Origin of the sequence: Streptomyces sp. GQFP, assembly GCF_021545335.1 — a bacterium.
Taxonomy (GTDB): domain Bacteria; phylum Actinomycetota; class Actinomycetes; order Streptomycetales; family Streptomycetaceae; genus Streptomyces.
The window spans coordinates 6,409,287-6,430,179 of the sequence record NZ_CP089312.1 but is presented as its reverse complement, the minus strand read 5'-3'; the positions used below and the strand labels follow the sequence as shown (position 1 = coordinate 6,430,179).

Annotated in this window: 13 protein-coding genes; 3 read left to right on the top strand and 10 right to left on the bottom strand. The window is 68.6% G+C overall.

Annotation, left to right across the window (positions count from 1 at the left end):
- Positions 1-5: 5 nt before the first annotated feature.
- From LUX31_RS28875 to LUX31_RS28860, 4 genes are all read right to left on the bottom strand, one after another.
- Positions 6-449, bottom strand: a complete 444-nt coding sequence (locus LUX31_RS28875) for a GtrA family protein (RefSeq protein ID WP_235478234.1) — start codon at positions 447-449, stop codon at positions 6-8.
- A 137-nt stretch (positions 450-586) separates the two neighbouring features.
- Positions 587-5,554 carry an NAD-glutamate dehydrogenase gene (locus tag LUX31_RS28870; RefSeq protein WP_235478233.1) on the bottom strand — a complete coding sequence of 1,656 codons (4,968 nt, stop codon included), beginning with the start codon at positions 5,552-5,554 and terminating at the stop codon, positions 587-589.
- 462 nt (positions 5,555-6,016) lie between these two features.
- The gene (locus LUX31_RS28865) at positions 6,017-6,682 is read right to left on the bottom strand and encodes an HAD family hydrolase (RefSeq protein WP_235478232.1); all 666 of its coding nucleotides are present in this window, start codon (positions 6,680-6,682) and stop codon (positions 6,017-6,019) included.
- A 186-nt stretch (positions 6,683-6,868) separates the two neighbouring features.
- Complete coding sequence (locus tag LUX31_RS28860; RefSeq protein WP_235478231.1) at positions 6,869-7,384, bottom strand: DUF6912 family protein; 516 nt, start codon at positions 7,382-7,384, stop codon at positions 6,869-6,871.
- Positions 7,385-7,747: 363 nt separating this feature from the next.
- Here LUX31_RS28860 and LUX31_RS28855 point away from each other — a divergent pair, with 363 nt between their 5' ends.
- Complete coding sequence (locus tag LUX31_RS28855; RefSeq protein ID WP_235478230.1) at positions 7,748-8,326, top strand: Rv3235 family protein; 579 nt, start codon at positions 7,748-7,750, stop codon at positions 8,324-8,326.
- 124 nt (positions 8,327-8,450) lie between these two features.
- Here the strand turns inward: LUX31_RS28855 and secA are convergent, their stop codons facing one another.
- Positions 8,451-11,276 (bottom strand): preprotein translocase subunit SecA, encoded by a 2,826-nt coding sequence (gene secA, locus LUX31_RS28850; RefSeq protein WP_235478229.1) that lies wholly within the window; start codon positions 11,274-11,276, stop codon positions 8,451-8,453.
- 245 nt (positions 11,277-11,521) lie between these two features.
- Here secA and LUX31_RS28845 point away from each other — a divergent pair, with 245 nt between their 5' ends.
- A complete protein-coding gene (locus LUX31_RS28845; protein ID WP_235478228.1) occupies positions 11,522-12,133 on the top strand; it encodes a GNAT family N-acetyltransferase in 612 nt (203 codons plus the stop codon).
- A 365-nt stretch (positions 12,134-12,498) separates the two neighbouring features.
- Positions 12,499-13,764, top strand: coding sequence for a winged helix-turn-helix domain-containing protein (locus tag LUX31_RS28840; RefSeq protein ID WP_235478227.1), 1,266 nt, complete (start codon positions 12,499-12,501; stop codon positions 13,762-13,764).
- 25 nt (positions 13,765-13,789) lie between these two features.
- Here LUX31_RS28840 and LUX31_RS28835 read toward each other — a convergent pair whose 3' ends face one another.
- The 5 genes from LUX31_RS28835 to mtrB form a co-directional block, all read right to left on the bottom strand.
- Entirely contained in the window at positions 13,790-14,536 is a 747-nt protein-coding gene (locus LUX31_RS28835; protein WP_235478226.1) for a response regulator, read from the bottom strand.
- 205 nt (positions 14,537-14,741) lie between these two features.
- Positions 14,742-15,437, bottom strand: a complete 696-nt coding sequence (gene hpf, locus LUX31_RS28830; protein WP_389358253.1) for a ribosome hibernation-promoting factor, HPF/YfiA family — start codon at positions 15,435-15,437, stop codon at positions 14,742-14,744.
- Positions 15,438-15,752: 315 nt separating this feature from the next.
- Positions 15,753-16,670, bottom strand: a complete 918-nt coding sequence (locus tag LUX31_RS28825) for a ComF family protein (protein WP_235478225.1) — start codon at positions 16,668-16,670, stop codon at positions 15,753-15,755.
- A 226-nt stretch (positions 16,671-16,896) separates the two neighbouring features.
- Positions 16,897-18,810: an LpqB family beta-propeller domain-containing protein gene (locus LUX31_RS28820; RefSeq protein ID WP_235478224.1), complete on the bottom strand. Its 1,914-nt coding sequence runs from the start codon at positions 18,808-18,810 to the stop codon at positions 16,897-16,899.
- On the bottom strand, positions 18,800-20,893 hold the full coding sequence (gene mtrB, locus LUX31_RS28815) for an MtrAB system histidine kinase MtrB (protein WP_235478223.1): 2,094 nt from the start codon (positions 20,891-20,893) through the stop codon (positions 18,800-18,802). Before mtrB ends, LUX31_RS28820 begins: the two co-directional genes overlap by 11 nt.

The following is a 20,893-nucleotide window of genomic DNA, read 5'->3' as shown; positions in this document are numbered from 1 at the left end:
GTGGCCTAGTGGCGGAAAACCCACGTCCGATAAACAAGGAACCGGAACCCGGAAGCCAGCACGATCGAGACGCCCTTCACGGCATTCGACTCGACCGGCCCGTGCAGCCCCAGGCCGTGATAACCGATGTAGAACAGCCCGCTCTCCATCGCGATGCCGATCGCGCTGAACACGAAGAACAGCGCGATCTGCTGCCTGGTACGTGAGGCCCTGTCCCGGTACGTGAAATAGCGGAAACCCAGGTAGTTACTGCCCATGGCGATCAGGCTGGCCAACACGGTCGCCGTCATCGCCCGCCAACCGAGCCCGTGCAGCAGCAGGTTGAAGAACAGGAAGTTCACAAGCACACCGCTGCCGCCGACGGCCCCGAATTTCACCGCTTCGAGGATTACGCGCCGCACCGGCCGGACAGGAACCGAAATCGGGTTCTCGGAGACGTTCACACTCACGCCCGCGACTTTATCCGAGGTGTCCCGTCTAGCAGGAAAGGGTAAATTCCCTGTCTGCTTTTCTCTAACAGTTGTCAAGAAAAACGGGGGCGCCCCGAGCCGTGACGGCCCGGGGCGCCCCTCTTCACGTGCACCGCTTACGAATGCGTCCGCAGCAGCGTCCGCATCGTGCGCATCGCGACCGACAGGTTCGCCAGGTCGAAGGCGTCCGAGCTCTGGATCTCGTCCAGGGTCGTGCGCGCCCGGCCCAGGATCGCCGCGTTCTTCTCCTCCCACGCCTTGAAGCGCTGCTCGGGCGTCGACGAGCCGTTGCCGACCGCGAGGACGTCCGCCGTGAGCGCCGAGTGGGCCGCGTAGAGGTCCTCTCGGATGGAGGCGCGGGCCATGGACTGCCAGCGGTCGGCGCGCGGCAGCTCGATGATGCGGTCCATCAGCTGGGTGATGTGGAGCCGGTCGGCGAGGTCGTAGTAGACCTCGGCGACGTCCATCGGGTTACGGCCCATCCGGTCGGCGACCGAGACGATGTCCAGCGTCGGGAAGGCGGACGAGAAGCCCGCGACCCGGGTGGCGAGTGCGTCGGGGACACCGGCGCCCGTCAGCTCGTCGTAGATCTTCTGGTACCAGTCCAGATCCGCGCCGCGCAGCAACTTGGGCAGCTGGGACCAGACTTGACCGACCCGCTCGCCGAAGAACTCGATGGTCTCCGTGAGTTGGAGCGGCTGGGGCCGGTTGTTGAGCAGCCAGCGGGTGCCGCGCTCGACAAGTCGCCGCGAGTGCAGGCGGATCCGGGTCTGGACGGCGGCCTCGACCGTGTTGTCCAGCGCCTCGACCCCGTCCCACACCGCGCCGGAGTTGAAGATCGCGCGAGCCGCGGTCTGCGCCCGCACCACCTCCTCCAGCGAGGCGCCGGTCTCCTCGCGCAGCCGGTGCAGGAAGCTCGTACCGCCCGTGTTGACCGTGTCGTTGACGAGAACGGTCGTGATGATCTCGCGGCGCAGCGCGTGCCCGTCGATCTGCTCGGGGAACTTCTTGCGCAGCGCACTCGGGAAGTAGGCGTCCAACAGGCGGCGCAGATACGGGTCTTCGGGGAGCGAGGTGCGCAGCAGCTCGTCGGCGACCGTGATCTTCGTGTACGCGAGGAGCACGGCCGTCTCCGGACCGGTCAACCCCTGCCCGCCGCCGAGCCGTTCACGGATCTGCCGGTCCGTCGGAAGGAATTCGAGGGCCCGGTCCAGATGCCCTTCCCGCACCAGGTGGCGCATGAAGCGCTGCTGGGCGTGGAGCATGTCCTTGGACTGGGCGAGGGCGTTGGCGATGGCCGTGTTCTGCGCGTAGTTGTTGCGCAGGACGAGCCCGCCGACCTCGTCGGTCATCTTCGCCAGCAGCGTGTTGCGCTGCTTGACGGTCATGTCGCCTTCCGTGACAAGGGAGTTGAGCAGGATCTTGATGTTCACCTCGTGGTCGGAGGTGTCCACGCCCGCGCTGTTGTCGATGGCGTCGGTGTTGATCTTCCCGCCGCGCTGCGCGAACTCGATCCGCCCGAGCTGGGTGAGCCCGAGGTTGCCGCCCTCGCCGACGACCTTGACGCGCAGGTCGCCGCCGTCGACGCGGATGGCGTCGTTGGCCTTGTCACCGACGTCGGCGTGGGACTCCGTACTCGACTTGACGTACGTGCCGATGCCGCCGTTCCACAGCAGGTCGACCGGCGCCTGAAGGATCGCCTTCATCAGGTCGGCCGGTGTCATCTTGGCGATCCCGGCCTCGATGCCGAGCGCCTCGCGGATGTGCGAGTTGACCGGGATGGCCTTGGCGGTACGGGGGAAGATGCCGCCCCCGGACGAGATCAGCTGGCTGTCGTACTCCGCCCAGCTCGACCTCGGCAGCTCGAAGATCCGCCGCCGCTCCGCGTACGAGGTGGCCGCATCCGGATTCGGGTCGATGAAGATGTGCCGGTGGTCGAAGGCGGCGACGAGCCGGATGTGTTCGGAGAGCAACATGCCATTCCCGAAAACGTCACCGCTCATGTCACCGACACCCACGACGGTGAAGTCCTCGCTCTGCGTGTTGACGCCCAGCTCACGGAAGTGCCGCTTGACGGACTCCCAGGCGCCTCGCGCGGTGATGCCCATGCCCTTGTGGTCGTACCCGGCCGAGCCACCCGACGCGAAGGCGTCGCCGAGCCAGAAGTTGTACGCCTGGGCGACCTCGTTGGCGATGTCGGAGAAGGTCGCCGTGCCCTTGTCGGCGGCGACGACGAGATAGGTGTCGTCCTCGTCGTGCCGTACGACGTCGGCGGGCGGCACGACCTCACCGGCCACCAGGTTGTCGGTGATGTCGAGGAGCGCCGAGATGAACGTCTTGTAGCTGCGGACCCCCTCGGCGAGCCACGCGTCCCGGTCCACACTCGGATCCGGCAGCTGCTTGGCGACGAACCCGCCCTTGGCGCCGACCGGCACGATGACGGTGTTCTTCACCATCTGCGCCTTGACCAGCCCGAGGATCTCCGTACGGAAGTCCTCCCGGCGGTCCGACCAGCGCAGCCCGCCGCGCGCGACCTTCCCGAACCGCAGGTGCACGCCCTCGACCCGGGGCGAGTACACCCAGATCTCGTACGCCGGACGCGGCGCCGGCAGGTCCGGGATGGCCTGCGGGTCGAACTTCATGGAGACGTAGTCGTGCGGCTTCCCGCCCGCGCTCTCCTGGTAGAAGTTCGTCCGCAGGGTCGCCTTGATGACGGTGAGGAAGGACCGCAGGATGCGGTCCTCGTCGAGGGAGGCCACCTGGTCGAGGGCCGCGTCCAGCTCCTCCATGAGCGCGTCGGTCAGCTCAAGGCCCGCCCGCTGCCGCTCCGGCGACATCCGCGCCTCGAACAGCGATACGAGCAGCCGGGTGGTGTGGACATTGTTCCGGAGGGTGTCCTCCATGTAGTCCTGGCTGAACGTGGAACCGGCCTGCCGCAGGTACTTGGCGTACGCCCGCAGCACCAGCGCCTGGCGCCAGTCGAGGCCAGCGCTCAGCACCAGCGCGTTGAAGCCGTCGTTCTCGGCCTGCCCGGTCCAGGTGGCCGAGAAAGCCTCCTGGAAACGCTCGCGGCCGTCGTCCCCGAGATAATCCCCGCCGCCGCTCAGCGACTTGGGCAGCCGGAGCCCGAAGTCGTAGATCCAGGCGGTGGTCCGGTCCGCGCAGCGCAGCTCGTACGGCCGTTCGTCGATCACCTCGACGCCGAGCCGGTTGAGGACGGGCAGTACGGCGGACAGCGAGACGGACTCGCCGGTGCGGTAGATCTTGAACCGGCGCTCACCGGGCGCGGCGCCCACCGGCTCGTACAGGCTCAGCGCGAAGTTCGTGCCGACGCCCAGCTTTTCGAGGTGGACGAGGTCGGCGACGGCGGCGCGCGGGTTGTGGTCGGCCTTGTAGCCCTCGGGGAAGGCGTTCCCGTACCGGCGCAGCAGTTCGGCGGCGCGCTCCTCGCCGCACTCGGCGTTGAGGGCCTCGGCGAAGGCGTCGGCCCAGGACCGGGCGGCCTCGACGAGCCGCGCCTCGATGCGCTCCTTGTCCCGGTCGGAGAGCTGCGGCAGCTCGGTCCCCTGCGGAACGCGAACGACGAAGTGCAGCCGGGAAAGGATCGACTCGGTGTTCCAGGCGGTGAAGTCGACGCTGGTACCGCCGAGTTCCTCCTTCAGGATGTCGATGATCCGCAGCCGTACGCCGGTGGTGTACCGGTCGCGGGGCAGATAGACGAGGGCGGAGTAGTAGCGCCCGTACTCGTCCTGGCGCAGGTAGAGCCGAAGCCTGCGCCGCTCCTGAAGGTAGAGAACGGACGTGACGATCGACCGGAGCTCATCGGGCGGAGTCTGGAACAGCTCGTCGCGCGGGTAGGTCTCCATGATCTGCAGGAGGTCGCGCCCGTCATGGCTGTTGGGCGAGAAGCCGGCGCCGCGCAGCACCTCGTCGACCTTGCGGCGGACGACGGGCACCCGGCGCACGGACTCGGTGTAGGCGGCGGAGGAGAACAGCCCCAGGAACCGCCGCTCCCCGACGACCTCACCGTTCTCGTCGAACTTCTTGACCCCGACGTAGTCGAGATAGGACGGCCGATGAACAGTCGCCCGGCTGTTGGCCTTGGTCAGTACAAGAAGCTTGTGCTCGCGGGCCTTGGCGCGGGCGTCGGCGGGCAGCCGCTCGAAGGACGGGCTGACCGGATGCCCCTCGTGCTCGGAGTGGTGCGGATCGGACCGCAGAATGCCAAGTCCCGTACCGGCTACGGCGGCCAGCGAATCATCCTCACGCAGCTCGTACTCTCGGTAGCCGAGGAAGGTGAAGTGGTCGTCCGCGAGCCAGCGCAGCAGTTCGCGCGCCTCCTCGACGTCCTGGTCGCGCAGGTCGTCGGCGGTGGGCTCCTTGGGCAGTTCCTCGGCGATGCGCAGTGCGGAGTCGCGCATCTTCTCCCAGTCCTCGACGGCCTCACGGGTGTCGGACAGGACGCGCAGCAGGTCGTTGGTGATCTGCTTCAGATCGGCCCGGTCGGTCTCACGGTCGATCTCGACATGGATCCACGACTCGACGTGCGCGTCGTGCGGCAGCTCGGCGCTCGCCGCACTCCCGGTCGCATGGGCGGGCAGCACCTCGACGAGTTTGCCGGTGAGGTCCCGTCGTACGACGAACTGCGGATGGACGACGAGATGGATACCGCGCCCCTGCCGGGACAGTTCGTTGGTGACCGAGTCGACGAGGAAGGGCATGTCGTCCGTCACGACCTCGACGACGGAGTGGCTGCACGTCCAGCCGTTCTCCTCGACGGTCGGGGTGTGCACCCGCACGCTCGCCGTGCCCTGCGGCCGTGTCTCGCCCAGCCGGTAGTGCGAGAAAGCGGCGCCGAAGACGTCGACCGGGTCGCGGTCGGCGAGGTCCTCCGGGGCCGTGTGCAGGTAGTAGCGCTGGAGGAACGCGAGCACGGTGTCGTGGTCCGGGGTGCCGGGGTCTCCGCCGGGCGTGGTTGCACGTGTCGTCCCAGTCGGTAGGTGCCCCCCGACCGGGCTGTTCTCAGCTACCCGGGCGGCCCTTTCGAGCAGCTCGGCCTTGGCTTCGTCCAGCTTGGTCTGCATTGTCCTCTGGCTCCTGTCGCGCGTCGTTGCGTGACGTAGAAGGAAGTAGGTCTCCCTCTCCGGCACAACGCCACGACGCGGGGTCTCCGGTCAGTTCCGACGCTATGCCGCAGGGTGGGAAGAGCGGGGGGTTATCGGCCATTCTCGGCACCCCGACGGAGTGTGACACTGCTCTCGGCAACGCCGGTCCATGGGATGCGTACGGCGCCCTGGGAACCCTCGGGGTTCCGTCCCGCCCGCGCCGACCAGCGATCACCGCCCGGGCACGGATGTGGTCCGTGCACTCCGGGCGCAGGGCAGGGGCAAGAACGCCCCCGCGACGTATCGCGCTGATCACGCCACCAGGCTATCGCTCATGACGGGGGCCACGTCATGAGCCATTTGTGTACAAAAGCAGGCCGGGAAGTTTGACATTCTGAACAGCGGGAGAAGGGGGAGGACCCGAAACCCCCACAGTCCGCCCTACGCGGCCAGGCGCTCGGCCTCCGCGACGGCCTCCTCCAGGCTGTCCACCACAGGCACACCCACCGCTTCAAGACTGGCCCGCGCATGGGACCCACCGGTGTAGAGCACGGCGCGCGCCCCCACATGCCGGGCGGCGATCGCGTCATCGGCGGCATCCCCGATCACCACAGTGCGCGCGGCCTCGACACCGGTGAGCGCACCGAGATGACGCACCATGTGCTCGGCCTTGCTGCCACCGGAAGGCCCGGTCCGCCCGTCAACACGCAGAAAATGCGGCTCGATCCCGAACCCCCGCACCAGCGGAACAAGTTCGTCATGCCCATACATACTCAGAATGGACTGACTACGCCCGGCCGACTGCCACCCGGCAAGCAGATCCCGCGCACCCACGGCCAGCTCACACGCCACGCGATGCTCCGCGTAATACCGATGAAAGATGTCATCCATGACAGCCCACTCGGCCTCGGTGGGCAGCCGCCCGAGCAGCCGCTCGTAGAACCGCGGCACGGGTACGCAGTACAGCTCCCTGTACTGCTCCAGCGTGATGGGCTCCAGCCCCAGCTCCCCGAACGCCGCGTTGGTCGCTCCTATGACGGCATCGGTGTCATGAAACAAGGTCCCGTTCCAGTCCCACACGATGTGCGCCACTCCGTACTTCCCCATACGAAGAACGTACCCCGCACCACTGACAGACCCCACTCGAGCGCAGGCCCAGGCATCTTCAGCCCGTCCGGCGTTTGAGGACGAGGCCGTTCAGGCCGACAGCGGGGGTCTGGGGGCGGCAGCCCCCAGGGATGGACGGGTAGGGGCGGCGGGGGCGAAAAAACCAACCCCTCACCCCCTCACACCTCACCCCAACAACCCCACCAGGTTAGGAATCTCCTGCGTGGCATACCAAAGCAGCTCATGATCCTCAGCCCCGTCCACGACGAACTGCGCATCGTCATCCCCCCGATCCGCAGCCCCCAACGCATCCGCAGCCGCAGCGACATCCCCCTCCGCCTCCCCGGAATCGACATGCACAGCCGCAGCCTTCCCCAAGGAAACAGCCCCACCGACCCGCACCTCACCCAACGCCCCGGGATCAAGCCCACGATCGGGGTCGGCAACCGCCACCCCGTCCGCGACATCAAGGGCGACAACCACCCGCCGCCGCACCACCCCGGGTTCCATCGCAAGCAACCGCAGAGAAGCGAGCGCGGCCCGATTCAACGCCGCGTACTCCAGCTCCTCGATGTCGTCGGACAGATACCACTCACGCAACGCGGGCGTGACGGCGTACGCGACGAACGGCCCCGCCCCCAACTCACCCGTCTTGTACGCCTTGGCAAGGCCAGGGAGGGTCAGAGGGACGTAGACGCGCATGACTGACCGCTTTCGTAGTGGGCGTTTCCGTGACCGGAACCAGCACCGGAACCAGTAACCGGAAACCAGCAGCCGGGACCCTCCCGTACGACCCGGGAAGACCCTCAGAATACGTCGGGGCGTCCCCTTTCGAGTCCCCGCCCAGGCTTCTCCGAGCGTCCACCCCACTCCCCGAAATTCACCCCCACACCCCACGCCCACCAGGCCTTTCATCTCCGAGAACCACTCTGATAAGTGAACCTCGGAGCCCCCCGAACCGCAGCCTCTCCCTGTTTGCACCCGGTCGATTACTCCCCGTACAAGATCCCCACCAGAAAGTTACCGCCCGGTACCCACCCGGGCCCCAAGAAGCGGGGACATTCCATGAACAAGGTGATGACAAGGACGGTCCGCCGTACCCCGTCCCGCCCGCCGGTACGCCGGGACACCCGCCGCCCCGGCAGCACCCCACACCGCACCACCCCGGGCGGAGGCACCCCTCGTACGCCCGTCCCCGAAGCGACCTCCCCCACCAAAACCCACGCCGAGCCCCGGGTCCCCACCCAGGGACAGCACAGGACAACGCCCCAGCGCCCCCTGCAGCCCCGCCAGGCGCCCCTCCCGCAGCCCCGCCCCACCGACCTCTTCGCCGACCGCCTCCTGGCCGTCCTGAGCGGCGAACGCCCCGTCCACAGCATGCTCCGCCACACCGTGGGCCGCGCCTACGACGAACTGGCCTGGCTCGCGGAACGCGGCCCCCTGCGCACCCGCGGCACCCGCCCCGTGGTCCGCGACGTCGGCTACTACGAACCCAGCCAGGGCGCCCTGGAGGCCTTCGCCCGCATCGGCGCCGGCGACCAGCTCCGCGCGATGGCCTTCCGCCTGGAACTGGGCCACGACTTCCGCTGGCGCTGCACGGCGGTGGAACTGGGCGGCGCCCGAAGGCCGCACACGGACGACTGAGCCCCGCCCGCCCTCCCCCACCCAAGGACAAGAAAGAAGGGCCGGCCACCCTCCTCGGATGCCCGGCCCTTCACACAGCGACTACCAAATACTTGGTTACTTACTTCTTGCGCCGCCGCCTTACTTACTTCTTGCGCCGCCGCCCACTCCGCTGCTGCTTGCGCCGCTCCGCGCGCGTGAGCCCGTCCGCCTCGGACCGCACCTCGTCGTCGTCCCCGACCAGGTCGCCCTCGACGACACCGCCCTCGCCGTCCACGGTCGGCGCGGAGAAGTGGAGCCGGTCCCGCCGCTGCGGAGCGTCGAGCCCCTTGGCCCGGATCTCCGGCCGGGAACCGGCGCTCGCCTGGGCCGGCACGGTGTCCTCGGTGCCCTTGTCCAGCGACGGCTTGGCGTCCGCGACCGGGACCTCCTCGACCTGCTGCTCGACCTGGACCTCCAGGTTGAACAGGTAGCCGACGGACTCCTCCTTGATGCCCTCCATCATGGCGGTGAACATGTCGAAGCCCTCGCGCTGGTACTCGACCAGCGGGTCCTTCTGCGCCATGGCGCGCAGGCCGATGCCCTCCTGGAGGTAGTCCATCTCGTAGAGGTGCTCGCGCCACTTGCGGTCGAGGACCGACAGCACGACCCGGCGCTCCAGCTCACGCATGATCTCGGAGCCGAGCTGCTCCTCGCGCGACGCGTACTGGTCGTGGATGTCGTCCTTGATCGACTCGGAGATGAACTCGGCGGTCAGCCCGGCCCGGTCGCCCGCCGCCTCCTCCAGCTCGTCGACGGTGACCTTCACCGGGTAGAGCTGCTTGAAGGCGCCCCACAGCCGGTCCAGGTCCCACTCCTCGGCGAAGCCCTCGGCGGTCTCCGCGCCGATGTACGCGTCGATGGTGTCGTCCATGAAGTGCTGGACCTGCTCGTGCAGGTCCTCACCCTCCAGGACACGGCGACGCTCGCCGTAGATGACCTCGCGCTGCCGGTTGAGGACCTCGTCGTACTTGAGGACGTTCTTGCGGGTCTCGAAGTTCTGCGTCTCGACCTGCGACTGGGCGGAGGCGATGGCCCGGGTGACCATCTTGTTCTCGATCGGTACGTCGTCCGGAACGTTCGCCATCGACATGACGCGCTCGACCATCTGGGCCTTGAACAGCCGCATGAGGTCGTCGCCGAGGGAGAGGTAGAACCGCGACTCGCCGGGGTCGCCCTGACGTCCGGAACGACCGCGCAGCTGGTTGTCGATCCGCCGGGACTCGTGCCGCTCGGTGCCGAGGACATAGAGCCCGCCGAGGTCCTTGACCTCTTCGAACTCGGTCTTGACGGCCTTCTCGGCCCGCTCCAGGGCGGCCGGCAGGGCCGCGGCCCACTCCTCGATGTGCTCCTCGGGGTCGAGGCCGCGCTGGCGCAGCTCCGCCTCGGCGAGGTCGTCGGGGTTGCCGCCGAGCTTGATGTCCGTACCACGGCCGGCCATGTTCGTGGCGACCGTGACAGCGCCCTTGCGCCCGGCCTGGGCGACGATGGTCGCCTCCCGGTCGTGCTGCTTGGCGTTCAGCACTTCGTGCTGGATGCCGCGCTTCGAGAGCTGCTGCGAAAGATATTCGGACTTCTCGACAGAGGTCGTGCCGACGAGGATCGGCTGACCCTTCTCGTGCTTCTCGGCGATGTCGTCGACGACCGCCTCGAACTTCGCGACCTCGGTGCGGTAGATCAGGTCCGACTGGTCCTTGCGGACCATGTCGCGGTTGGTCGGGATCGGGACGACACCGAGCTTGTAGATCTGGTGGAACTCGGCGGCCTCCGTCATGGCCGTACCGGTCATACCGGAGAGCTTCTCGTAGAGACGGAAGAAGTTCTGGAGAGTGATGGTCGCAAGGGTCTGGTTCTCGTCCTTGATGTCCACCCCTTCCTTCGCCTCGATCGCCTGGTGCATGCCCTCGTTGTAGCGACGGCCGGCGAGGATACGGCCGGTGTGCTCGTCGACGATCATGACTTCGCCGTCGATGACGACGTAGTCCTTGTCGTTCTTGAAGAGCTCCTTGGCCTTGATGGCGTTGTTCAGGTAGCCCACCAGCGGCGTGTTCACCGACTCGTACAGGTTGTCGATGCCCAGCCAGTCCTCGACCTTGGCGACACCCGACTCGTGGATGGCGACCGTGCGCTTCTTCTCGTCGACGTCGTAGTCGCCGGTCTCCTCGATGCCCTTGAGGGGGTTGCCCGTCTCGCCGCGCTTGAGGCGCGTGACCAGCTTGGCGAAGTCGCCGTACCACTTGGTGGCCTGGTCGGCCGGGCCGGAGATGATCAGCGGCGTACGGGCCTCGTCGATGAGGATCGAGTCGACCTCGTCGACCACGGCGAAGTTGTGGCCGCGCTGGACGAGTTCGTCCTTGGACCACGCCATGTTGTCGCGCAGATAGTCGAAGCCGAACTCGTTGTTCGTGCCGTACGTGATGTCGCAGTTGTACTGCTCGCGTCGCTGGGCCGGCGTCATGTTGGCGAGGATGCAGCCGACGGTCAGCCCCAGGAACTTGTGGACGCGACCCATCATCTCGGAGTCACGCTCGGCCAGGTAGTCGTTGACCGTGATGAGGTGGACGCCGTCTCCGGAGAGGGCGTTCAGATACGTGGGCAGGGTGCCGACCAGGGTCTTGCCCTCACCGGTCTTCATCTCGGCGACATAGCCGAGGTGGAGCGCTGCGCCGCCCATGATCTGCACGTCGTAATGACGCTGGCCGAGGGCGCGCTTGGCGGCCTCGCGCACGGTGGCGAAGGCCTCGGGCAACAGGTCGTCCAGACTCTCACCGTCGGCGTACCGCTGCTTGTACTCATCGGTGAGGGCCCGCAGCTCGGCGTCGGAGAGGTCGACAAAGTCCTCTTCGATGGAGTTGACCTGGTCCGCGATGCGGTGCAGCTTGCGCAGGATTTTGCCTTCGCCTGCACGCATGATCTTCGAGAGGACGGACACGGGGGTTGGTCTCCTTGCCGGTCGGGCCTGGGACGGTCGGTTTCCATTGTCTTAACTGAGCAACGGCCATCGTATGCGAGGACCCCGCCAAGCCGGGAGGCCTGCCAGTGGGACAGCCATAAGGAGAACGGCCGGGAGTCACGGATGGTGCCGCGCCCGACCCATGAATTGCACGAATTGTGATCACGAACTCACGCTCAGCGAAAGGGATGGCGCCCTCATCCCGCCCCGAGCAGAATCGGCCGATGGACCCCGTCACGCTCACCACGGCCCGCCTGCTCCTGCGCACGGTCGGCCCACTCGACACGGACGCCGTGTACGCCGCGGTTCAGGACGCCGACATCCAGCGCTGGACGACGATCCCGTCGCCCTACCTCCCCGAGCACGCCCACAGCTTCACCACCCAGCTGGTGCCCGACGGCTGGGCGGACGGATCGATGTTCACTTTCGGCGTCTTCCTCCCCGAAGGGGAGGAACTGGTGGGCATGCTCGCCCTGACGATGCGCTCCCTGGGAGTGGCCGAGATCGGCTTCTGGGCCACCAAGCCCCACCGAGGCAACGGCTACATCACAGAAGCCACAACCAAAGCCTCCCACTGGGCCTTCACCCACCTCTCGGTAGACCGAGTGGAATGGCGGGCGGAGGTGGGCAACACCCCATCCCGAGCAGCAGCAGAACGAGCGGGCTTCACGATGGAAGGAACCCTCCGCTCAGCAATCAACAACAAGGGAGTACGCCGAGACTGCTGGGTGGCCTCCCTACTCCCGTCAGACCTGGGCCTCCCGTCGACGTCCCCCTACCTCCCGGCCCCGAACACCCCCAGCCGGCCCGCACCATCCAGCCCGTCCGGCGATTGAGGACGAGCGCGTTCAGCGCAAGCTTCTTCCCACCCACCCGCCTGCACCCCCTCCAGCCCGTCCGGCGCTTGAGGACAAGCGCGTTCAGCGCGACTTTCCCACCAACCCGCCTGCACCACCTCCCAGCCCGTCCGGCGTTTGAGGACGAGGCCGTCCAGCGCGACCTTCCCACCCACCCGCCTGCACCCCCTCCAGCCCGTCCGGCGCTTGAGGACGAGGCCGTCCAGGCCGACAGCGGGGGGCTGGGGGCGCAGCCCCCAGGGGATGGGAACGGGTAAGGGCGGCGGGGGCGAAAAAACCACCCCCCGCACCCAAACCCCCAGCTCACCCCCCACTGTCAGTCCCACCCCCTATCGTGCGGAAGCATGACGAGCAGCCCGCCGCACCCAACATCCGCACCCACGCCCCCACCCCCACCCCACACACAACTCTCCGCCGACGAAGCCCGCCGCATCGCCCTACGAGCCCAAGGCTTCCTGGGCACCCCCAACCGCAAGGCAGGCGTCCGCGGAATCCTCCGCCACCTCGGCGCGGTCCAGCTCGACACGATCTCCGTACTCGCCCGCTCCCACGAACTCATCCCGTACGCCCGCCTCGGCGCGATACCGCGCAAGAACGTCGAAGCCGCCTACTGGAACCCCACCCCCACAACAGAAGCCACACCCCACTCCCCACACGCCCCCCACCCCCACCCCCACCCCCACGCCTTCGAATACTGGTCGCACGCGGCCTGCATCCTCCCCGTGGAGGAATGGCCCCACTTCGCCTTCCGCCGCCGCGCCTACCGCTCCCGCCCCCACTGGAACCACGACCTCCCACCCGGCACCTACGACCAGGTCATCAAGCAGCTCCGCACCGAAGGCCCCCTCACCGCAACGGAGTTGGGCGGCGCGAAACGCACCAGCGAATGGTGGGACTGGTCCGGCACCAAGGTCGCCGTCGAACGCGCCCTGATGTACGGCGAGGTGGTCTGCGTGGAACGCCGAGGCTGGAAGCGGGTGTACGACCTGGCCGAGCGAGCCATCCCGCCCACGCTGCTGCACGACGAACTGGACGACACCGAGTGCCTGCGCCGCCTGGTCGGCCTCGCGGGCCAGTCCCTGGGCATCGGCACCCGCTCCGACATCGCCGACTACCACCGCCTCAAAGCGGAACAGGTCGACGCGGTGATCGCGGACTCGGGCCTGGTCCCCGTCACGGTCGAGGGCTGGGGCAAACCGGCCTGGGCCGACCCGGCAGCCCTGGAGACACTCCCACGAGGCCGCCACCGCACGACCCTGCTCTCCCCGTTCGACTCCCTGATCTGGGAACGGGCCCGCACGGAACGGATCTTCGGTTTCACGCACCGCCTGGAGGCCTACGTCCCGAAGCCGAAGCGCGTGTACGGCTACTTCGCGATGCCGGTCCTCGCAGGCGGCCACCTCGTCGGACGAGTGGACCCGGCCAGGGAGGGCAACACCCTGGTGGCCAGACAGGTCAGCCTGCACGGCCCGAAGGCGGTCCCGGCGGTGGCCCAAGCCCTCCTGGAGGCGGCAACCTGGGTGAACTGCACGAACGTACGAGTGGAACGGGTGGACACCCCGGACCTACGCACCCCCCTGACAAGGGAACTGACCCAGGCCCTGGGCTGACTCACCGCTACCGAATCTCGAGCCGTTACCGAATCTCGAGGATCTTCTCCCGCATCGCGTAAACCACGGCCTCCATCCTGGAGTGCAACTGCAGCTTCTCCAGGATGTTGCGCACATGGTTCTTCACGGTGTTCTCGGAGATGAACAACTCCTTGGCGATATCCCGGTTGTTCATCCCGGTGGCGACCAGCTTCAGCACTTCCAGCTCGCGTTCCGTGAGCCGCGGCGCGGGTACCAACCGCCGCTCGTCCGTCCGCTGGATCATCGACTTGAATTCGGTGAGCAGCTTCGACGCCATCGAGGGGCTGATCTGCGACTGTCCGTCGGCGACCGCGCGAATGGCCGTGGCCACCTCGTCCGTGGAGATCTCCTTGAGGAGATAACCGGTCGCCCCCGCCTTGATCGCCTCGTACAGATCGGCTTCCTCGTCGCTGATCGTCAGCATGATGATCTTGGCGCTGGGCGCGACCTCCTTGATGGAGGTGCACGCCTCGATCCCACCGCGCTTCGGCATCCGTACGTCCATCAGCACGATGTCGGGCAACAGATCGGCGGCCTTGTCGACCGCCTCCGCCCCGTCCCCCGCCTCGCCGACGACCTGGATGTCCTCCTCGGCCGCGAGCACGATCTCCAGTCCACGTCGGAAGAGGGCGTGGTCGTCCACGACAAGGACTCTGATCGGCTCCTTGCGCGAGGTACCCGTGTCCGGGCCCATGCCGGTGACGCTGTCATCGGCATCCTCGACCTGCATCGGTCCGAAGCTGTCCGCCATCGTTCCTCCCCCTGAAGGCTGTGGCCTGTGGTTCTGTGCCATCGCCAACCCAAGGCAACGGCCCACCGGTTGGGCCGTTGCGGCCATGATTCCATGCCCGGGCGACCGTGCGGTGACAGAGCGGGTTCCGGAGGGGTCGCACACGGGTGCCCCTGGGGGCGCACACGCGCTCCAGGGGCACCCGCTCGGCTCTCTCCGGGGGCGGTCAGCCGCCCAGCGTGCCACCCGCCGCGGGGGAATGCGCCTGATGGGCGACCATCGGGTCCGTGTTGAGGTGAATCACGCCGTAGTCGTAGGCGTGCCGCCGGTAGACGACGCTCGGTTCCTTGGTCTCGGAGTCGACGAACAGGTAGAAGTCGTGCCCTACCAGTTCCATCTCGTAGAGAGCCTGGTCGAGCGTCATCGGGGAGGCAACGTGGGTCTTCTCGCGGACGATGAGGGGGCCTTCGCCCTTCACTTCCAGCGAGCCGATCCTCTTGATGGGCACGCCGTCCGCGGCTTCCTCGTGGACGGGGTGACCGTTGCCGTTCAGCGTTGCCGCGTCCGGGACGTGGTCGGCGACCTCGGCGGCCGTGAGCCGGCCTGCGCCCCGTCGGGTGTAACGCTTGTCGTGCTGCTTGCGCAGCCGGGCCTCGAGCTTGTCAGCCGCGAGGTCGAGTGCCGCGTACGGGTCGCTTGCCGCTGCTTCCGCCCGGATCACCGGACCGCGGGAGTGGAGCGTGATCTCCACTCGGTCGGAGCGGTCGGCCTGCCGGGGGTTGGGCTCCTTGGACACCTCGACGTCGAGGCTGATCACCTTGCCGTCGAGCTTCTGGATCCTCTCCAGCTTCAGCTTCTCGGCCACGTGCTTCCGGAACCGCTCGGGCACCTCGGTCTTGCGTCCCTTGACGACGATGTCCACGCAGAACTCCGTTCCCGGATCGCTCCGCTTCAGTGGCGGAGCGTCTCCCTTTTGCACCAGGCTCCGGTGTGCCCCGGAACCTCGGACTCGGCGACTTCCACCTCCTCCTCCCCCATGGGCAAGATCCCCACTCGGCCGGCTGGGGTGATTAAGCAAAACCCGCAGCACGGCATTCGGATTTGCGAGGTGTGGCCTGCGGCTTTCCCTCACAACCGAACATATCTCGCCCGGACGGATGTCGTCACCCTCTACCGGCGCGTACCTCCGTTCAAGTGAATTGACCCTCTCACTACCTGCAACGATGCAAGTTCTCGGTCAGTTCCGGTTTATTTCGAAAGAATCAGGCGTCGCAGCGACCACAGCCGCGCAGATCATGACTTCGAAGGCGGCCGGCGCCACCATTCCCGACACTCCCGGCCTCCGCTCCACACCCGTGCCCGCGGCTCCCGGCCACCGTTCCCCTCTGCCTTCCCACCCCGCTCCCGAATACACGGCGTTCCTCGCCCCTCTCACGTCCACAACCGCTTCCCGCACCGCACGCGCGGCTTCAGCCAGCGAGGCCCCGGTCGTCATCAGATCGTCGACCAGAACAACAGCACCCCCACCAGAGCCCGAGCCGGGGGCCCCGGGGGCCCCTCCCCCTCCCCCCTCCCCACCCCCGCCTCCCCCACCCACCAACAACCGCCCACCCCCCGCAACCACGCCCAGCGCACCCGCGAGATTGTCCAACCGCTGCCGGGAGTTGAGGCCCGCCTGGTCGGCCACGGCACGCCGCTGCCGCAGCACCGCCAGTACCCGGGCCGGCGTACCGGACCCGCGCAGCGCCCCCGCCGCCGCGAGCGCGATCCGCCGAGCCGGATCGTGCCCCCGGGCCCGCACGGCCCGACGCGCGGACGGCACAGGCACGAGCAGCACACCCGTACCACCGCGCAGGGCCCCGGTCGGCAGCCCTGCCCGTACAGCACCCGCCAGAGCCGTCCCAAGCGGCCCCGCGAGCGCCAATGAACCCCTTTCCTTGTGCGCGAGGAGTACCGCACGCACCTCGTCCTCGTACCGGGCCGCCGCGTGCACCACCGGCAGCCCGGGCGGCTCCGGCACAGGTCGCACCCGGCTCGGTGCGGCCCCGTCCAGGGCGGCACGGCACTCCGGGCAGAGCACCGTGCGAGGCCTCCCACAGCCTCCGCACTCGGCCGGCAGCACCAGGTCACTGAGGTCCTGCCACCACCCCCGCATGCCCACCACTGTGCCAACACCGGCGCGACCCGGCCACCCCTGTGGACAACGCCCTGTGGATAACTCCCCGCGCCCCGAAAACAGCGCCCGGACAGCACCCGGAAACGCCGACGGCCCGCCGGACATCCGACGAGCCGTCAAACAGAACCACCTGAGAACCACCGCAGGACCACCGCGGCCCCGCACCACAGCAAGACCACCGCGGCCCCCAGGACAGCGGGAGGCCTCACCCCGGATACACCGGAGCCGACCCCTCCTTGACCAGCTTCTGCCACTTGGACCCCGCCATCAGCCGCACGATCCCGTCCTCCTCCGAGTACGCCACCAGCGGCAGCCTCTCGTCCTCGGCCGCGGCGACGGCCTTCACGCCGGTCAGCGCGGTCGGCGCCGATCCCACCGGCGTCGAGCCGTCGACCTGCACGTATGCCATCTGCTGGACGCCGCGCTGCTCACGCCCCACCACCACGAGCCGGCTGTCCCCGGCCCACGACATGGCGGTGACCTCCTCCAACTGCGGTGTCACGGAGTGCAGTTCGAGAACCGACACGACCGACTGCTCCCCGGCCTTCTGCCCCGGCTTCGCCGCAGTCTCCTCCTGGGCCGACCCGTCCGACGTCTCCGCCGACCGTTCGTCCCGCTCGATCCGCCCGATGTAGAGCGACCGCAGGCCGTCCTTCTCCACGATGAGCGCGATCCGCACCCCGTCGGCGGCCACCCGTACCGCCTCGATACGCCCGTCGAGGCCCGGGGTCCTCACCTCCAGCGGCTCACCCGCGCCCTTCTTCAGGAGCAGCAGCCGGGGCTTCACGGGGTTGCGGTCGGCCACCCAGAGGTCGCCGTCGCCGTCCCAGCTGGGTGTGGTCAGCCGGTCTTCCTTGGTGGCACCTTGGCTGGTCAGCACGGGCTCGCCGAGCGATCCGCCGGACACCAGCGATCCCACGTACAGCGAGGTCCCGTCCAGCGAGACCCCGGCGGCGCTGTTCTCGTCGCGCGAGACCGCCGCGGACCGGAGCTGCTTCTCGCCCTCGCCGAGCGCGCCCGGCACCGGGGAGACCTTGTCGTCGGGGTCGGGGTTGCCGCCGGCCACGCGTACGAGGCGGTGCTTGCCGTCGATGAAGTACTGGTAGTCGGGACTCTGCACCGCGACGCGCGCGGCGACGATCTCGGCCTGGTCCTTGTCGAGGAAGCACAGCTGGGTGCCGTTGGAGCGCTGCAGCGCGACCTCGTCGACACCGGTGGGGGTGAGGTCCTGGAGGGTGTAGAGGAGCTGGGCCGCCATCTCGGTGCACTTGGCGGTCCCGACCCGGCTCGCCTTGTCGTTGAGCGGCACCGTCAGCCGGTTCTGGTCGTCGGGGGTCAGCGAGGTGACGCCCTTCTTGAGCGCCGTACCCGTCGGGAAACTCGATCTGACGACCGGCCCCAGCCAGCGTGAGGGCCCTTCGAGCAGCGAACTCACCGTCTGCGTCATCGGGTCGACCTTCTTGCGGACGTAGACCGGATCGGCGACGGACACGGGCTGCCCGGCCGGCTCCGACGGCGTGTTCGACGCGAAGTAGTACTTATTGACGGAGGTGTAGTTGCGCAGGAAGTCCGACTTGCCCATGACGATGCCCTGCGGCAGCTCGTCGATGCGCCACTGCCCGCTCTTCTTCTCGCGCGTGAGGTGCAGCGTCTCCCGGTACTGCCCGTCTGCAGGTTCGTACGACTGCCGGGAGTCCAGCGTGGCGAACCTGCCGCCGGTCAGCGTGAACGCGTAGGCGTCGATCCCGTCCTCCCGGCTGCCCACGGGGACCTGGCCCGTGCTGGGCCCGTCGCCGAGCACCGTGGTGGACAGGTCGGGCCGCCAGTCCTTCGCCGCGCTCGGGGTCAGGTACTTGCGTGCCGTCTCATAGTTCGGATCGTCGCTGGTCAGCGCCTCGAGGAAGCCCTGGACGATCTCCACCGGCTGGGCGTTCTCGTGGGGCGGCAGGGCGAAGACCCGCACCTGGGCGTCCTGCCGGGGCGTGGACTCGACTCCGCGCAGATCCCCGCTGTCGGGCATCGAGGCGCATCCGGCCAGCAGTACGGCGCCACAGGCGGCGTACACCACCGCGCGAGCCGTTTCCCGCCGCCGACCGTCCCGCTCGCGGTCAGGGCCCACGAAATGCCTCCCCTTGCTCGTCCACACGCTCCGAACCGGCATCCGAGGACACCGTGTCCGAGGACGGCGACTCCGATCCGGGCTCCGTACCGGAAGTACCGTCCCGCCGCGCGCCGCTGGCCGGGCGCGGCACCACGCGCGCGCCGTTGCCGGGCAGCGCCGTGGGGTCGGCGGTCGGGGCCATGGTGGCGAGCCGCGGCGCTATCGGCCGCTGCTCGGCGGCCGCCGTCTGCACCGGCACCGTGGCGAGCTTGTCGCCGCCGGCGTGCGGCAGACCCGCCTCGCCCAGTCCCCGGTGGCGCCGTGAGTCCTTGGGCTCCAGCGGTATCGGTGAGCCCCGCAGGGGCTCGTCGGCGGTCCGCGGCAGCGTCAGCCGGAACTGGGAGCCACCGCCCGGCTCACCCCACGCCTGCAGCCAGCCGCCGTGCAGCCGCGCGTCCTCAAGGGCGATGGACAGGCCGAGGCCCGTACCGCCGGTGGTACGCGCGCGTGCCGGGTCGGCCCGCCAGAAGCGGCTGAAGACCCGGGTCGCCTCACCGGGCTTGAGCCCGACCCCGTAGTCCCGTACGGCCACCGCGACCGCACCGCCCGCGGCGGCCAGCTTCACGATGACGTCATTGCCCTCGCCGTGCTCCACGGCGTTGACGACGAGGTTGCGCAGCACCCGCTCCACTCGCCGCGCGTCCGCCTCGGCCACGACAGGCTGCTGATCGCCGACGACCCGTACCGTCGTCCCCTTGCGCTCGGCCAGCGGCTCGGCACCGCTCACCACCCGCCGGACGACCTCCCTGAGGTCTATCGGCTCGGCCTCCAGCGCCGCCGCGCCCGCGTCGAACCGGCTGATCTCCAGCAGGTCCGCGAGCAGCGTCTCGAACCGGTCCAGCTGATCGGCGAGCAGTTCGGCCGACCGCGCGGTGATGGGATCGAAGTCCACGCGCGCGTCGTGGATGACATCGGCGGCCATCCGTACGGTCGTCAGCGGCGTCCGCAGCTCGTGCGATACGTCGGACACGAACCGCCGCTGCATCCGCGACAGGTCCTCCAGCTGCTGGATCTTCAGCTGGAGATTCTGCGCCATCTTGTTGAAGGCCTCGCCGAGCCGCGCGATGTCGTCCTCGCCGGTGACCTTCATCCGCTCCTGCAGCCGCCCCGCGGACAGCCGCTCGGCGATCCCCGCCGCCATCCGCACCGGCGTCACGACCTGCCGCACCACGAGCCAGGCGATGGCCCCCAGGAGTACGACGACGAACAGCCCGGCCGTCGCCAGCGTCCCCTTGACCAGGCTCAGCGACTTCTCCTCCTGCGTGAGCGGGAAGAGGTAGTACAGCTGGTACGGATCCCCGTTCGGGTCGTCGACCTGCTTGCCGATGATCAGCGCGGGCTGCGACTCGCTGCCGTTGGTGTAGGTGATGCGGGTGTAGCTCTGGGCCATCAGGTTGTTGTCGTCGGCCCGGTCGCGCAGCGCGTCGGGCACGCTCGCAGTCGGGTCCACCCCGCCGGAGGCACGCGGGCCGCGTCCGCCGCCGCTGTCGTCGCCGGCCTGACCGACCGGGAGCGTCACGACGTCGAAGGCGCCCTGGCCGCCGCTGGAGAGGGACTCCACCAGGTCGCTCATCCATTGGATGACGTTCTGCGCGGGGCGGCCGTCCGCAGCGGACCCGTCGTCCCCACTGGCGCCGGCCGCCGTGTCCGCCTTCTGCTTGGCCACCGCGAATCCACCCGCGGCCTGGCTCTGCGAGGCCTTCACCTTGGCGTCAAGGAGGCCGTTGCGCACCTGCCCGATCACGACGAAGCCGAGCAGCAGGACGACACCCAGCGACATCAGCAGCGTCGTCGCGACGACCTTGAGCTGGATGTTGCGCCGCCACAGCCGCATGACGGGCAGCAGCGGCCGGCGCACCCAGCGCATGAACAGCCGAAGGACCGGGCTGCCCTGGACACCGCCCTGGAGCAGCCCGCCCTCGAAGAACTGCCGCCAGCCGGAGCCGGCCTTGCTCGCCCTGCCCGCCTTCTTCCGGCCGACAGGCCGCTCCGCGCGCCCCCCGGAACTCCCGGGGGCCGAAGCGGCACTGTCCCCGGACAT